The following is a 14,830-nucleotide window of genomic DNA, read 5'->3' on the forward strand; positions in this document are numbered from 1 at the left end:
AATGGATGCTCAGTTGGAAATGATAACAGTGTTCCCGTTAAAGGAAGCACGATATTCCAACATATCATAATACCGATTGCCATCGTCCGGTCTATTCAATTGCTGTCCCGTAAATAGGCTGTATTCGTAACCCTCACAGGAGCAGGTAGCGGTTTGTCCGTCCAATTCCATGGTAGAACAATTATTCGGGGCATGATTGGGGCAACTGGCCTCAAATGCCCTAAATTGGTCAAAGCCTGCATTGATTACAAAAACGCCCCGTGTTCCCACCCCCTGTGTCCCTATATAAACGGCATTTCCCACATTGGTCAAGGGGCTGTACAAAGGAAGGTTCAAATTGACGTCAAATCGGAAACCGATTTCCTGTAAGAACGGATTCCTGTTGGTACGATCGTTGTCACAAGAAAGTAGAAATACAATAAAAACAATGCTCCGAATGCGCATCATAGCGTAAGACCGATTTATATAATGAACGCAAAGTTGAACAAAAATTGTGTATCTTTGCGTTAAATCCTCTCTAAAAAAAGCCGGGTACGTCGCGGTCTAAGTAGAGGATTTTCTTATTTAATAAACGATGAGGTTATGAGTAGCGTATCTTACTATACAGCGGAGGGACTTAAAAAATTGAGAGAGGAATTGAGCCATCTCAAGGACGTGGAACGACCTAAGGCATCGCAAGCCATTGCCGAGGCCAGGGACAAAGGGGATTTGTCCGAAAACGCCGAATACGATGCGGCCAAGGAAGCCCAAGGGTTATTGGAACTCAAGATATCCAAACTGGAAGAGACTTTGGCCAATGCCCGATTGATCGATGAATCGCAGTTGGATACTTCCAAAGTACTAGTGCTATCGACGGTAAAATTGAAGAATCAGGCGAATGGTATGGAAATGAAGTATACCCTGGTTGCGGAAAGCGAGGCGGATTTGAAATCGGGAAAGATATCCGTAAGCTCTCCCATTGGAAAGGGATTGTTGGGCAAGGAAGTGGGGGATACTGCGGAGATTACGGTACCCAATGGCACCTTAAAATTTGATATTTTAGAGATTACGAGAGATTAATGAATAACGTCAGGTTGAAACTTGTCCGTCCATTTGGCGGAAAACCCGGTAGGTCTTAATATAAACCATATGCCAAGTATTTTCACCAGGATTATCAATGCGGAAATTCCCTGTTACAAGATAGCCGAGGACGAAAACTACTTCGCGTTTTTGGACATCAACCCTAATTCCAAAGGCCATACACTTTGTGTTCCCAAAAATGAAGTGGACAAAATCATGGATTTGGATGAGGAAACCTATATGGGCCTGATGGCGTTTTCCAGAAAGGTAGGTAGAGCTATTGAAGCTGCTATAGACTGCAAAAGAGTGGGGCTTACCGTAATTGGATTGGAAGTACCCCATGTACATGTACATTTGATTCCTTTACAAGGAATGCGGGATGCCACTTTTCAAAACAAGGTGGCATTGACCCCGAAAGAATTTGAAGTCATAGCGGAAAGCATTCGCTCTAAAATGTGAGGCCCCCTTCCATGAACAGATATATACCTGCCCCTACCAATACGACCAATACGAGTAGAAGTACATAGAATAGCGAGGTAAACCGTATCGAGGCTTTATGCGGAATCGCCGTTTTTTGGTAATAATCGAAGATTTTTTCAATATCATCCGTCCAGTCCACGGGATATATTATGGAATTACATTTTTTACAGGTGATTTGGTGGGTAATCTCATTGGTAGTCCTGTGGATTAATCTACCGTAGGTATGCTTTTGAAAAAAGGCAATTTTCATATCCTGACTAAAACATTCCGGACAATTGTTGGTAATATCCGCCTCCTTTATGGTCACTAACTTTTCTTTTGGCATAATTACTGGTTTACTCTTAAGGATATCTGCATTATGGTACCCTCTTTATTGGAAGAAAGGACTTTGATTTTCCCCCGATGATATTCTTCCACAATTCTTTTAACAAGGGATAGGCCTAGGCCCCAACCCCTTTTTTTGGAGGTTACGCCTGGATTAAAAATGGTTTGGAAGTCACTTTTTGGAATGCCGTGGCCCGTATCCGCAACCAATATATTTACATATTTCCCATCCGGTATTATCTCCAAAGCGATATTCCCGCGACCTTTCATGGCATCGATTCCGTTCTTTACCAGATTCTCAATGGTCCAATTATAAAGTGAGGGGTTTAACAGCACGGATATGGTATCTACCTTGGTACTGAACGAAAAGTGGATGAGTTTGGAACTTCTTCGTTTTAAGTACTCAAAAGCGTCCCTGGTCTCTTTAACAATATCATGAGGGTTTAATTCCGGTAGGGAACCGATTTTGGAGAAGCGCTCCGTAATGGTTTCCAGTCTGGATATGTCCTTTTCGATTTCCAGGGGGATATCGGGATTTATACTTTCATTCTTCAACAATTCGTTCCATCCCAGAAGGGAAGAAAGGGGAGTGCCTATCTGATGTGCCGTTTCCTTGGCCATACCCGCCCAGAGCTTATTTTGTTCGGAGGCCTTGTTCGTTTTAAAGAAAAAGAATATGACCGCAGCGAACAAAAAGATAATGAGCAATAAGGCTATCGGATAATATTTCAATTTGTTCAATACCTCGGAATTTCCATAATATAGGGTTGCGAGATGTTCGCCTTGTTGGTCTATGAGAATTGGAGTGTTTTCATTCTGGAACTTTCTTATCTTTCCCTTAAGGTATGTGGAATCGTTTACCAAGTCCTGGGGCATATTATTCGTTTTTATGGAACCATCCTTGTTCACCAGGATCATGGGAGTTGAAGAATTATTCTGTAATACCTTAATGGTAAGGTTGCCTAAATCCATGTCCTCCGAGGACTGTAAAAGTTCGGATTGGGCGGTAGCCCAAATTTCCATTTTGGATCGTTCCTCTTCCTTAAATTTCTTGAAAAAGCTATTGGTATTCCACAGGATCAGACTTACGATTACAAATGCGGAAATCAATAAAATGAGGTTGGGCGTTTTCTTTTTCGGATTAAAATTCATCCAACAGACTAATTATATTTAAAGATAACGCAATTTGACAAATTCTGGTGTGCAAAGACTTCATGTGCCTGTTTTAAATAGGCAGTAAATTGGCTACATTTGTAAGACAATGGCGGAAATGGTTTCCATACTTCCAGGAGAGGTTTCTACGAATCGATTGCATGGTTATTTATTAGGAGCGGTGGGCCCTAGGCCTATTGCCTTTGCCAGTACAAAAGATGACAAAGGAAGGCCAAATTTGTCACCGTTCAGTTTTTTTAATGTATTTAGTGCCAACCCTCCGATTTTGATTTTTTCACCGGCCCGTAGGGTCAGGGACAATACCACTAAGCATACATTGGAAAACGTTTTGAAAGTACGGGAAGTGGTCATCAACATTGTGGATTATAATATGGTACAGCAAATGTCCTTGGCCAGTACCGAATATGCCGAAGGAGAGAACGAGTTTATCAAGGCGGGTCTTACCATGTTGGAATCCGATTTGGTAGAACCCTATCGCGTAGCTGAATCGCCGGTACAGTTTGAGTGTAAAGTGAACAAGGTAGAGCCTCTGGGCAAGGAAGGCGGGGCCGGAAATCTCATTTTCTCCGAAGTGTTGAAAATACATTTGGACACCTCGGTTTTGGATGAAAATGAAAATATAGACCCCTACAAGATAGATCAGGTCGCACGTATGGGAGGCAATTGGTACACTAGGGCAGTAGAGGGACTTTTTGAGGTTCCCAAACCTCTTTCCACCTTGGGTATTGGGGTAGACCGGATTCCAGAGGATATTCGGTTTAGCAAGATACTTACCGGAAATGATTTAGGCAAGTTGGGAAATGTGCAACAAATTCCATCCCTTGAGGAAGTAGCCGTTTTTAAACAAGATAATATTGAATTGCAATCCATTGTGGATGACCAAGATCGTAATAAACTACATAGAATGGCTCAGGACTATTTGAACAAAAATGAGGCACTTTCCGCATGGAAAATTTTATTGGCCCTATGAAAAGGATCCAACTATTCGAATTTGAGGATTTTAGCTGGTTTCCCGATTGGCTCAGGAACTGTATGACGAATTTAATAGTGGTCTTACAAAAGATGATGGGAACTTCGGAAGCCTTGGCCGGCTTGATTGCCGGTGTAATTCAGGATAAAAAAATATCCCGCATTGTGGATATGGGTTCGGGTTCGGGCGGGGCCATGCCCGAGGTATTGAAAATTTTACGTACAAAGCGAGGTTTGGAACATGTAGAATTGATAATGACGGATTTATATCCCAATAAGGGGTTTATCCAAAGATTCAATACTACTCCCGAAACGGGGATCAGTTACTATGAAAATTCGGTAGATGCCACCGATATCGCTACCGCCCCGGAAGGGCTCAAAACCATGGTCAACAGTTTTCATCACATGCCGCCCAAGGAAGCCAGAGACATATTGAAGTCTGCTCAGGAAAACCACCAACCGCTATTGATCTATGAGTTGGGAGAGAATAATATTCCGTTATTGGTTTGGTGGGTATTGCTGCCCATTAGCCTCAGTATCCTTATGGTTATGGTCCTTTTTATGACTCCCTTTGTAAAACCCCTCACTTGGAAACAGCTTGTATTTACATATGTAATACCCATTATTCCTATATGCTATGCATGGGACGGACAGGCTTCATTACCCAGAATGTATACCTTTGCGGATCTGGATAAATTACTCGATGGGCTAAAAAAAGAAAATTACACTTGGGAAAAAGGATTTGCCAAAAATGAAAAAGGCAAGAAGAAGGGAACCTATCTTATGGGAATTCCACAATAAAACGAAATACAAAAAGAGCAATATATAAACGATAGGAATTATGGAAATACAAGGAAAAATTAAGATGGTGGGTGAAACAAAGACCTTTGGTAATAACGGTTTTAGGAAAAGGGAAGTGGTAGTGACCACGGAAGAACAATATCCCCAACATATTTTGGTAGAGTTTATTCAGGACAAGACCGATTTGTTGAACAATTTTAATGTAGGTCAGCCGGTAAGGATCAGTATTAATATCAGGGGAAGGGAATGGACTAACCCTCAGGGTGAGGTAAAATATTTTAATTCCATACAAGGATGGCGCATTGAAAGTTTACAATCTGAGGAAAACAACCCAGAAATGCCGCCGGCACCCCCAGTGGAGGCTTTTGAACCAGTGGACAATCTCAACGAAGAGGATCATGACGATTTGCCCTTTTAGAAATTGAATTGCATTATTTTCGGGCCGGCCCGGTTTTCAAAACTGGGCCGGCCTTTTATTTTCATTCCATTTTACCTACTTTCAGCTAATGAACCTCACTGGTGCAATTGAACATGTCTTTCGAAAATACCTGCCATCACCTTTTACGATTGCCGTATTGCTTACCCTTTTGACCATCTTGTTGGCTTTGTTATTTACGGAAAGTACGTCCGATCAAAATCATTGGGTCGCGATACTTAGGTATTGGGAAAGTGGTGTTTGGAACAATGGACTTTTGGTATTTGCTTATCAAATGATGTTGATTTTGGTCCTTGGACATGTTTTGGTGCTGAGCAGACCCATGGAACAGCTTATCCTTAGATTGACAAGTTATGTTACGAACCCGTCCAATGCAGCGGTATGGGTGGCATTGCCTACCATGTTGGTCTCCTTTTTCAATTGGGGCCTTGGCCTCATTTTTGGGGCGATTTTGGCACGAAAGGTAGGTGAGCACGCCCAGAAGAATGGCGTTCCCATAAATTATCCTTTGATCGGGGCATGTGGCTATGTTGGATTAATGGTTTGGCATGGCGGGATCAGCGGTTCGGCACCGATAAAAGTATCCGAGGCCGGCCATTTGCAAAGTTTGATGGAGAACATATCCAATTCGCAGGTTCTTTCAAATCTACCCAATACCGTTTCCACGTCCCAAACTGTTTTCAGCAATTGGAACCTGATTATTTTTATGATCGTTATAGTTACTATTTCCCTTATTGCCTTAAGATTGGGAAGGACTACAAAGCCCACGAATTTGGATTTGCCCGTTTATAGCTTTCTTGGAATATCGGATAAGAAACCAAAGGGAGCCGAAAGACTTGATTATGCCAAATGGTTGTCAATAGCCTTTGGAGTATTGATTCTAATCGCCTTCGCCTTTCAATATGCACCATTGCTCAGAACCTTGAACATAACACCGAATATGCTCAATTTTTTTATGTTGGGCCTCGCATTGATTTTGCACGGTAATTTCCAAAGTTTTCTGCATGCGGTACAGTCGGCCATAGGGGATACGGCAGGAATCCTGATTCAGTTTCCTTTGTATTTTGGCATCATGGGCATTATGGCCGGTACCGGAATGATCAATGGGATTTCCAACTTTTTCGTATCCATTTCCAATGGGGTTACACTCCCTATCTTTACTTTTATCAGCGCAGGTCTGGTCAATATTTTTGTTCCTAGCGGTGGGGGACAATGGGCGGTACAAGGACCTTTGGTCATTGAATCCGCGCTTCGGTTGAATGTACCCTTACCCAAGGCAATCATGGCTTTGGCCTATGGCGATCAGATTACCAATATGTTGCAGCCTTTTTGGGCCTTACCTTTACTGGGCATAACCAAGCTCAAGGCAAAGGAAATATTGCCTTATACCATTATTTTTATGATGGCTGGTAGCTGTATCTATGTTTTTGGACTACTCATTTTTGCGTAAATTTGAAATAAAATCAGCTATGCAAAAGGATAGGGCCAATAACCCCTTGTTCTTTCTAACGGAGCGACTGGAATTTCCTTCCGTGGAGCATGCCAATTCGGAGGGATTACTGGCCGTAGGAGGCGATTTATCCCCAGAACGGCTTTTGCTTGCCTATCAAAATGGCATCTTCCCTTGGTTTAATGAGGATTCCTTGATTTTATGGTGGAGTCCAAATCCAAGAATGGTACTTTTCCCGGAAAACATCAAAATTTCCAAAAGCATGCGCAAAGTTTTGAACAGCGGTAGATTTCAATTGACCAAAAACACCTGCTTTGAAGAGGTGCTTCACCAATGCGCCACGGTAAAACGGGCAAATCAACAAGGGACTTGGATAACCAACGATATGAAATCGGCTTATACGGAACTCCATACAAGGGGATATGCCAAATCCTATGAAGTTTGGGAAAAGGGCACTCTGGTAGGGGGTCTATATGGTGTGGATTTAGGACACGTTTTCTGTGGTGAAAGCATGTTCAGTATTACGGATAACGCTTCCAAATTTGCATTTATACGTTTGGCACAGGAACTGGCTTCAAAAAATTATAATCTAATCGATTGCCAATTACATACCAAACACTTGGAAAGTTTGGGAGCCAAGGAAATACCTCGTTCGGACTTTATCAAGCTATTACAGGAAAAAAATCAGGGAGGAGAATAGAAAAAGCACATTTTCCGTGTTTTGCGTATAGTTCTCCAAACGGTATTCCAAGCCCGTCTGAAATTTGGTATGGCCACTCAACAACCAGCCAATATTTGTAGTTACCCTTTGATCCCATTCCGGGCCATTGCCCCGGGTTACACTAAGCAAGCTTTCGGTTGAAGCAACAAAATAGGGCTCCCCTATATCCAACTTTTCACCTTGTAGTGCAAAGTCCAGGGCAAATCGATATCGAAATCGATGGATGGTCCTATTTGGCGTAATTCGTTGTTCCATTCGTAATCGATCTCCGAATCTAATGGTACCGCGCAGGTGGGTAATATTGTATTGCTGGGTAAATCGAAGTTCGTTTTGCTCCTCGTCCTCGAAAACATCCCTAAATCTGTATTGAATCCCAATGGCCAAGCTCTGACTATTGCCAATGTCCAATTTGGAAAAATGGGCAATGTCCAAATGACGCGACCGTAACTGAAGATCGTTGGTTCGGTAGGTATAATTACGCACATCGAGCGAAAAGTTGTGGGAATAATTGGTGGCTACTTTATAATTGAGTGCAACTTCCGGCTCCCAATAACCGGTAAAATTCTGTGCCGTTACAGACTGGAACAATAGTAGGGCAAGGCCTCTACATATTGTTTTAATATAACACATGGTCATAATTAGGTGGCAGCGACTTTCTTAGTTTCAGCAGATTTCCATTGGCGTCGAAGAGAATTTCGAATTGTTCATGTTCCCATTCTTTTTTTGCATTTACGATCAACTCATAGTTTATGGAAGGAAGCAATAAATTTTGAAATGCATTCTTGATGGTAGTTTCGGGAGATTCGCCTTCCGTTACGGGATATTGTTGTTGTATCTTTCTGATTTTCGATTTCTTAAAGGTCGTACTAAGGTATTCCTGGATGTTTGCCCAACTCGAATTGGGGATGTCTACCTGCTTTATAGTAATTTCTATATCCTCAAGTTTTCCGTTTTCATCGAACTCGATGCTATATTTAAGTTTATCTTTTTTGAACTTGGCCTCAAAACTGATCTTGGCACTATCTATTTCCTTATAAAATCGAACCCTTTTCGCCCCTTGTATCTCTTCGGAGATATAATTCAGGGCTTTTTCCGGGAATTGTTTTTTAAGGATACGGAACTCCCGCTCGTATTTGGTCTGGCCAAAACATGGTGAAAAGGCCATAACCAAGACTAATAAGAAGATGATGCTATACCTCATGGTACCTAAAGCATTGGGTTTCGTGATCATTTACCATGCCCGTTGCCTGCATATGGGCATAGACCACGGTACTACCTACAAATTTAAACCCTCTTTTCTTTAAATCCTTGCTAATGGCATCGGAAAGTGCTGTATTTGCCGGGGCCTCCGTATAATTTTTGAAGGCATTTTTAATGGGCTTGCCATTCACAAAACCCCAGATATAATCACTGAAAGTCCCAAATTCCCGTTGTATTTCCATGAAGGCTTGGGCATTGGTAACCGTGGCATGTATCTTTAGTTTGTTTCGTACAATACCAGAGTCTTTTAGAAGTACATCGATTTTGTTTTGGTCATATACCGCTATTTTCTTGTAATCGAAGTTATCGAAGGCCTTTCTAAAGTTTTCACGTTTCCTAAGGATGGTAATCCAACTAAGACCGGCTTGAAAGGACTCTAATATCAGAAACTCGAATAAGGTGTTGTCGTCCTTTACGGGAACGCCCCATTCGTAATCGTGATAGGCTTCATATAGGTCGTCTCCCAAGCACCAGCCACATCTGTGTTTTTCCATAAGGGTTCAACTTTAAACCAAAGATAGGTATTAGATCAAAACGTTTGGACAATGTAGAGGTAAAGGGGCATACCCAAGGTGATGTTGAAGGGAAAGGTAATGGCAAGCGCCATGGGTAAATAGAGACTGGGATTGGCCTGTGGTGCAGCCAAACGCATTGCCGCCGGTACCGCTATGTAGGAGGCACTTGCCGCCAAAATGGCGAATAAAAACCGATTACCGACACTTTCGGTAAAGGTTGAACTTACAATAGCCACGATACATCCATTTATTAGGGGAATGATGATAGCAAAGAAAAAAGCAAACCATCCCTTTTTAAGAAAATCGTTTAGTTTTTTTCCACTACTAATGCCCATATCCAATAAGAATACCGCCAGGAATCCTTTAAAAATATCCGTGGTGAAAGGCTCTATACCTCTTGCTTGCTGATCGCTGGCCAAAAAACCAATGGCCAAACTGCCCAAAATAAGAAGTACGCTGCCATTGGTCAACGAATGATGTAGGACACCATTAAGTTTTACTTCATTTTTTTTATCCTTTTGAAAGTATGCCATTAGCAAGACCCCGATAATAATGGAAGGCGCCTCCATTAAGGCCATTACGGCGACCATGTGCCCCCCGAACTCTATTTGTTCAATTTCCAAAAAGGAAACGGCCGTTACAAAGGTTACGGCACTTACGGAACCATAGGCGGCTGCAATGGCCCCCGAGTTGGCGACATTAAATTTTCGACGTAGGATGAAGTATGCATAAATTGGGACGAAAAGGGCCAGAAATACCCCAAAAAGCAGGGACCACAATATTTCCATATCCAAATCACTATGTGAAAGCTCAAGCCCCCCTTTGAAGCCAATGGAGAACATAAGATAGAGCGAAATGAACTTTGAGGAATTAGGCGGAATTTCCAAATCGCTTTTGAGCTGTACTGCAATAATGCCTAAAAAGAAAAAAAGCAATGCGGGATTGGTAAGATTATCTACCAATAGGTGTAAATCCATTTAAGTGGTCGTTGGTTATTAAGCGCAAAAATAAGATTTATGCAGGTTACTTGGTAAGACTGATTTTTATGGGGCTACTTATCTCAACTTTCATACCCTCTTTATGGGCTTTTACCACAAGATCTTTTACCATGTTTTTTGCTTCCTTTAATTCCTTGATGCGTTCCTCGGAATGCGAAGTGTCTTCTTGATAGCCTTTTTGTAAGTTAAGTGCTTGGACAGTATGAAACTTGATTTTATCATTGATCAATGACAAAAGTACATCGGCGGCCTCCACAGGTGAGAAAACGCCCTGTACCAATTTTATGGCACCCTCACCCTCGGGGGGAACGCATTTGTCTTCCCGAGAATGAGGTTTACCATATTTGTTACTATTGCCCTTGGCCCAGCGAAAAAGCTTGCTTTCCATCAAATTGATAAAGGTTTTCAGTTTTGATGACATCGATATTATGCTTTACGGCATCGCCCATAAGCCTTACAATTTCATCTTTTTCCATTTGGTCGGACTGTGCGGAGAACCTGCATCGCCAGTGGTCGGTACAAAAGGTCTCCTTAAAACCACGGGGCCACACTTTTATGCCCCTATTGGTTATCATGGTCAATTTTACTTTTTCATTATCCAGTTTCTGCAATACTTGCCCAATTTCGTTTGCTTCGAAACCTGGCCAATGCACAAAAAGATCTACACCTACCAATACCTTGTCCGCAAGAGGTTTACGCTCATATTTGGGCAGATTCAAAGGTGTGCCTTTTTCATAGCTGACCTTGGCCAGGGTCTTGGGTGTCTTGCCCAGATTGGCGATGACAGCTTCCGCAAATTCTTTGGTGCCCACTTTTTTTGTACTTGTTCCTTCTTTGTAGATATCATAGGTATGAATACCTTCTTCCATGGTACATAGCCAGGCATTTTGCACTTTCTCGGCTATATCCGTTTGCCCGAGGTGATTCAACATCATAATGGCTCCCTGTAATAGCCCGGATGGATTCGCCAGGTTTTGACCGGCCCTTCGCGGTGCAGAACCATGGATGGCCTCGAACATGGCACATTCTTCACCTATATTGGCGGAACCTGCCAAACCTACGGAACCGGTTATCTGGGCCGCAACATCGGAGAGGACATCCCCGTAAAGATTGGGCATAACGATTACATCGAACAACTCTGGGGTATCCGCCATTTTAGCGGCACCTATATCCACGATCCAATGTTCGTTCTCTATTTCCGGATACTCAACGGCGATTTCATCGAACACTTTATGAAAAAGACCATCCGTTTGTTTCATAATATTGTCCTTGGTAAAACAAGTGACCTTTTTCCGGTGGTACTTTTTTGCAAATTCGAAGGCATATCGGACTATTTTTTCACATCCTGGACGACTTATCAGTTTAAGACATTGAACGACCTCATCCGTTTGTTGATGCTCTATACCGGCATAAAGATCCTCTTCGTTCTCTCGGATTATCACCACATCCATATCCGGATGCTTGGTACTAATGAATGGATGTAGGCTTTTGCATGGGCGTACATTGGCATATAGTCCCAAGGACTTTCTTGTGGTAACATTGAGGCTTTTATATCCTCCGCCCTGGGGAGTGGTGATCGGTGCTTTTAGAAAAACCTTGTTTCTACGGATACTTTCCCAGGATTCCGGGGCAATGCCTGCTGTATTGCCGGCGAGATACACCTGTTCCCCGATTTCTATTTCATCTATCTCCAACTGTGCACCTGCGTTTAAGAGTATATCCAAGGTTGCGTCCATGATTTCCGGCCCAATGCCATCACCTTTTGCTACTGTAATTTTGTCCATACGTTTTCTTAGGATTTCGATTTTTTTTAATTATTTGATTTGTATTTATTGGCAGCAAAAATAACACCATTATTAATAAATTAATATTTATATTTATTATGAATTATATTAACATTTATTATGAATTATACACTTCATCAACTCAAAATATTCCTTAAAATATCTGAAACACAAAGTATTACGAAGGCTTCTGAGGAGCTTCACCTAACACAACCTGCAGTTTCCATTCAACTCAAGAATTTTCAGGACCAGTTCTCACTTCCCCTTACCGAGGTGGTTGGACGTAAATTGTTCATTACTGATTTCGGAAAGGAGATAGCCGAGGCGGCGGAAAAGATTCTGAACGAAGTATATGCCATAAACTATAAGACCTTATTCCACGAAGGACAGTTGGCCGGTCGTATGAAGATTTCGGTAGTTTCTACCGGTAAATACGTAATTCCCTATTTTCTTTCCGAATTTATGAGGAAACATCCGGGAATCGATTTGATTATGGATGTAACCAACAAAACCAAGGTGGTCGAAAGCCTGGAACAAAATGAGGTGGACTTTGCCTTTGTATCCGTACTCCCTAAAAAATTAAAAATAGATCGCGTAGAACTTATGGAGAACAAACTTTTTTTTGTTGGCCATTCTGGAATGATATTGAAAAACGTTAAGGATGGGAAGAAACTTTTTGAGGAACTCCCCTTGATATTTAGGGAACCGGGTTCCGCCACTCGGGGTGCTATGGAAAACTTTATAACCCGGAATCGGTTTTCTATACGTAAGAAGATGGAACTTACTTCCAACGAAGCGGTAAAGCAGGCCGTACTTGCCGGTTTGGGAAGCTCCATAATGCCCTTGATCGGCATTAAAAACGAACTTAGTAACGGAGACCTTCAAATTATTCCTGTAAAAGGGTTGCCCATAATAACAACATGGAACCTGGTTTGGTTAAGTTCTAAAAACCTCTCTCCCGTGGCAAAGGCTTTTTTGGAACATATTGAAGAGACCAAAACCAAAATTATTCATGAGAAATTCAATTGGTTCGGAGACTATTAATGTTTACTTTCCCTTAGTAATTGGGATTAACGTATCTTCGGGAACAGTCCATTTTTCCTGATACATTGAAATCTCTGCAAATAGAGGCACCGGCCATGGGACCAAAACCGTCTAGCGAATACGATTGTGAATGGGCCGGTGCTCTGAGAGAACAAAATTAAATACGATTTATCTTCTTTTATCTTCTGGCAATTTCATCCTTTTGGGAGGAATCGGCAATTTTTAATTCGCCTTTCGCCAGTGCACTTTCCAGATCGGCTTTTACGGATGGGAAGTGCTTGAAAAATTTTCGACCATTTTTACGTTTTAAGGTGACTATGGTATTTCCATTAGCTTTGGTCTTAATGTCCGTAACCACTACTTTATTGCCATGGACACTTTTCATGTCCGCTATGCCACCTCTTTTTATGATAAGGTTTTTTCGAGGAAAATGAATATGCGTAAAACTACCGTTTTCGGGAACGTTAATGCTCATAACATCTCCAATTTCAACCAAATCACTAGTGTCCTGTGCCATGGCCGTAAAACCTGCAAGCATAAATACCAAGGAGAATACTACTGTTTTCATATTATATTGAATTTAGGTTATTGTGTACTATATATTTGAGAGTTTGCACTATTCCGGTCGTTTTCAACCGAAATAGGAATCAATTTTGCGGTGATGGTCTGGAATAGATTATAAAAATCCCTACCATCCTCACGTCTTAGTGTAAGTTGTTTGGATCCATCACTGTTTATATCCATACGTTCAACAATCAGTTTACTTCCAAATATGTTGAAATAATTGTTCATCCCGTCCCAATCGTTCAAACCGCCCATGATGGCCATAACTTCTTCCGCAGGAAGTTGTATTTCATGTATGGTAGAGGCATAGGAGGTCTCAATTTTCTGATAATCGTCCAAGACCAACAAACCTGTTTGTTGTGCACTCCCCATAAAAAATGGAGCGAAAATTCCTATAAATAGTAGTAATGGCTTCATTTTCATTATGATATTGTCAGTTTCACAGCCTTCTAATTACAAATATAGCAATACTTCTACATATGGCAGTGCTACTTTCGTTAAATAGTTGTTAAACTATTAAAATATGATAGTATTACTATTATATTTGTGCGATAACTACAAAACAAGAACAATCATGGAGCATCTACTGCAATCATTGAAAATCGGGATTAATGAAAAAATATTTATCAAGGATCCGGAATCTTCTGATTTAGGAAAGAGAATAGTGGAAGAAAGTATTTTAATGATACATGAGATGGGGTTCGAAAGTTTCACATTTAGAAAATTAGGTGCTAAAATCGGATCCAATGAAAGTTCCATTTACAGGTATTTTGAGAATAAGCATAAACTTCTATTATATCTCACCTCTTGGTATTGGGGGTGGTTGGAGTATCAATTGGTATTTTCTACCAACAGCATTCCCGATACAAAGGACAAACTTACAAAAGCGATAGAGATTATGACCCGTGAAACCAAGGAAGATTCTGCCTTTTCGCATATTAATGAAGTTGCATTGAACAAAATCGTAATCAACGAGTATTCAAAATCCTATTTGACCAAAGAGGTAGATGAGGAAAACAAGGAGGGGTATTTTGTTATCTATAAGAGGTTGATAAACCGTATAAGTAATATGATAAAGGCCTTGGATTCCAGTTATCCTTATCCATCCAGTCTTTCAAGTACAATTATCGAAGGGTCTTTGCATCAATATTTCCTAAAAGAACACTTTTCGTCCCTAACGGACTGCAATGAAGATATAACCCCTACCCAATATTTCATTGATTTAGTGTTCAAATCCTTAAAAGCTTAATAC

The 14,830-nt window shown here is 41.3% G+C and carries 20 protein-coding genes; 9 read left to right on the forward strand and 11 right to left on the reverse strand.

Translation table 11 applies throughout. The features are described from left to right. Positions 1-9: 9 nt before the first annotated feature. A complete protein-coding gene (locus ACO06Y_RS07415; protein WP_422083198.1) occupies positions 10-447 on the reverse strand; it encodes a Rieske (2Fe-2S) protein in 438 nt (145 codons plus the stop codon). Between the two features lie 135 nt (positions 448-582). Here ACO06Y_RS07415 and greA point away from each other — a divergent pair, with 135 nt between their 5' ends. After that, positions 583-1,059: a transcription elongation factor GreA gene (greA, locus tag ACO06Y_RS07420; protein ID WP_422083199.1), complete on the forward strand. Its 477-nt coding sequence runs from the start codon at positions 583-585 to the stop codon at positions 1,057-1,059. Positions 1,060-1,128: 69 nt separating this feature from the next. Further along, positions 1,129-1,518 (forward strand): HIT family protein, encoded by a 390-nt coding sequence (locus tag ACO06Y_RS07425; RefSeq protein WP_422083200.1) that lies wholly within the window; start codon positions 1,129-1,131, stop codon positions 1,516-1,518. Here the strand turns inward: ACO06Y_RS07425 and ACO06Y_RS07430 are convergent. Continuing rightward, complete coding sequence (locus ACO06Y_RS07430) at positions 1,508-1,864, reverse strand: hypothetical protein (protein WP_422083201.1); 357 nt, start codon at positions 1,862-1,864, stop codon at positions 1,508-1,510. The genes ACO06Y_RS07425 and ACO06Y_RS07430 overlap by 11 nt on opposite strands. A gap of 2 nt (positions 1,865-1,866) precedes the next feature. Next, positions 1,867-3,015 carry a sensor histidine kinase gene (locus tag ACO06Y_RS07435; RefSeq protein ID WP_422083202.1) on the reverse strand — a complete coding sequence of 383 codons (1,149 nt, stop codon included), beginning with the start codon at positions 3,013-3,015 and terminating at the stop codon, positions 1,867-1,869. A gap of 118 nt (positions 3,016-3,133) precedes the next feature. On the opposite strand from ACO06Y_RS07435, the gene ACO06Y_RS07440 reads away from it, so the two are divergent. The 5 genes from ACO06Y_RS07440 to aat all read left to right on the forward strand — a co-directional run bounded on the left by ACO06Y_RS07440 (position 3,134) and on the right by aat (position 7,392). Beyond that, entirely contained in the window at positions 3,134-4,006 is an 873-nt protein-coding gene (locus ACO06Y_RS07440; RefSeq protein WP_422083203.1) for a flavin reductase family protein, read from the forward strand. Further along, positions 4,003-4,806, forward strand: a complete 804-nt coding sequence (locus ACO06Y_RS07445) for a hypothetical protein (RefSeq protein ID WP_422083204.1) — start codon at positions 4,003-4,005, stop codon at positions 4,804-4,806. The genes ACO06Y_RS07440 and ACO06Y_RS07445 overlap by 4 nt, the downstream gene beginning before the upstream one ends. Positions 4,807-4,846: 40 nt before the next feature. Continuing rightward, positions 4,847-5,224, forward strand: coding sequence for a DUF3127 domain-containing protein (locus tag ACO06Y_RS07450; protein ID WP_422083205.1), 378 nt, complete (start codon positions 4,847-4,849; stop codon positions 5,222-5,224). 88 nt (positions 5,225-5,312) lie between these two features. Continuing rightward, entirely contained in the window at positions 5,313-6,692 is a 1,380-nt protein-coding gene (locus ACO06Y_RS07455; protein ID WP_422083206.1) for a short-chain fatty acid transporter, read from the forward strand. Between the two features lie 19 nt (positions 6,693-6,711). Further along, positions 6,712-7,392 carry a leucyl/phenylalanyl-tRNA--protein transferase gene (aat, locus tag ACO06Y_RS07460; RefSeq protein WP_422083207.1) on the forward strand — a complete coding sequence of 227 codons (681 nt, stop codon included), beginning with the start codon at positions 6,712-6,714 and terminating at the stop codon, positions 7,390-7,392. Here the strand turns inward: aat and ACO06Y_RS07465 are convergent. From ACO06Y_RS07465 to ACO06Y_RS07490, 6 genes are read right to left on the reverse strand one after another with little or no spacing between them, the layout of a single operon-like run. Then, positions 7,363-8,043, reverse strand: coding sequence for a DUF2490 domain-containing protein (locus ACO06Y_RS07465; RefSeq protein ID WP_422083208.1), 681 nt, complete (start codon positions 8,041-8,043; stop codon positions 7,363-7,365). The two genes, aat and ACO06Y_RS07465, sit on opposite strands and share 30 nt — an antisense overlap. Then, entirely contained in the window at positions 8,030-8,578 is a 549-nt protein-coding gene (locus tag ACO06Y_RS07470; protein ID WP_422083209.1) for a hypothetical protein, read from the reverse strand. The genes ACO06Y_RS07465 and ACO06Y_RS07470 overlap by 14 nt, the downstream gene beginning before the upstream one ends. A gap of 25 nt (positions 8,579-8,603) precedes the next feature. Next, positions 8,604-9,167: a DNA-3-methyladenine glycosylase I gene (locus tag ACO06Y_RS07475; RefSeq protein ID WP_422083210.1), complete on the reverse strand. Its 564-nt coding sequence runs from the start codon at positions 9,165-9,167 to the stop codon at positions 8,604-8,606. A gap of 35 nt (positions 9,168-9,202) precedes the next feature. Continuing rightward, positions 9,203-10,165 (reverse strand): sodium-dependent bicarbonate transport family permease, encoded by a 963-nt coding sequence (locus tag ACO06Y_RS07480; RefSeq protein WP_422083211.1) that lies wholly within the window; start codon positions 10,163-10,165, stop codon positions 9,203-9,205. A gap of 46 nt (positions 10,166-10,211) precedes the next feature. Further along, positions 10,212-10,574, reverse strand: a complete 363-nt coding sequence (locus tag ACO06Y_RS07485) for a hypothetical protein (RefSeq protein WP_422083212.1) — start codon at positions 10,572-10,574, stop codon at positions 10,212-10,214. Then, complete coding sequence (locus tag ACO06Y_RS07490; protein ID WP_422083213.1) at positions 10,537-11,970, reverse strand: NADP-dependent isocitrate dehydrogenase; 1,434 nt, start codon at positions 11,968-11,970, stop codon at positions 10,537-10,539. The genes ACO06Y_RS07485 and ACO06Y_RS07490 overlap by 38 nt, the downstream gene beginning before the upstream one ends. A 120-nt stretch (positions 11,971-12,090) precedes the next feature. On the opposite strand from ACO06Y_RS07490, the gene ACO06Y_RS07495 reads away from it, so the two are divergent. Next, positions 12,091-13,014, forward strand: a complete 924-nt coding sequence (locus ACO06Y_RS07495; RefSeq protein ID WP_422083214.1) for a LysR family transcriptional regulator — start codon at positions 12,091-12,093, stop codon at positions 13,012-13,014. Between the two features lie 178 nt (positions 13,015-13,192). Here ACO06Y_RS07495 and ACO06Y_RS07500 read toward each other — a convergent pair whose 3' ends face one another. Together ACO06Y_RS07500 and ACO06Y_RS07505 are read right to left on the reverse strand one after the other, a co-directional pair. Beyond that, a complete protein-coding gene (locus tag ACO06Y_RS07500) occupies positions 13,193-13,582 on the reverse strand; it encodes a hypothetical protein (RefSeq protein ID WP_422083215.1) in 390 nt (129 codons plus the stop codon). Between the two features lie 17 nt (positions 13,583-13,599). After that, on the reverse strand, positions 13,600-13,995 hold the full coding sequence (locus ACO06Y_RS07505; protein WP_422083216.1) for a hypothetical protein: 396 nt from the start codon (positions 13,993-13,995) through the stop codon (positions 13,600-13,602). Between the two features lie 157 nt (positions 13,996-14,152). Here ACO06Y_RS07505 and ACO06Y_RS07510 point away from each other — a divergent pair, with 157 nt between their 5' ends. Then, positions 14,153-14,827 carry a TetR/AcrR family transcriptional regulator gene (locus ACO06Y_RS07510; RefSeq protein WP_422083217.1) on the forward strand — a complete coding sequence of 225 codons (675 nt, stop codon included), beginning with the start codon at positions 14,153-14,155 and terminating at the stop codon, positions 14,825-14,827. Positions 14,828-14,830: the final 3 nt, after the last annotated feature.

This window comes from Ulvibacterium sp. (genome assembly GCF_965228935.1).
Lineage (GTDB): Bacteria > Bacteroidota > Bacteroidia > Flavobacteriales > Flavobacteriaceae > Ulvibacterium.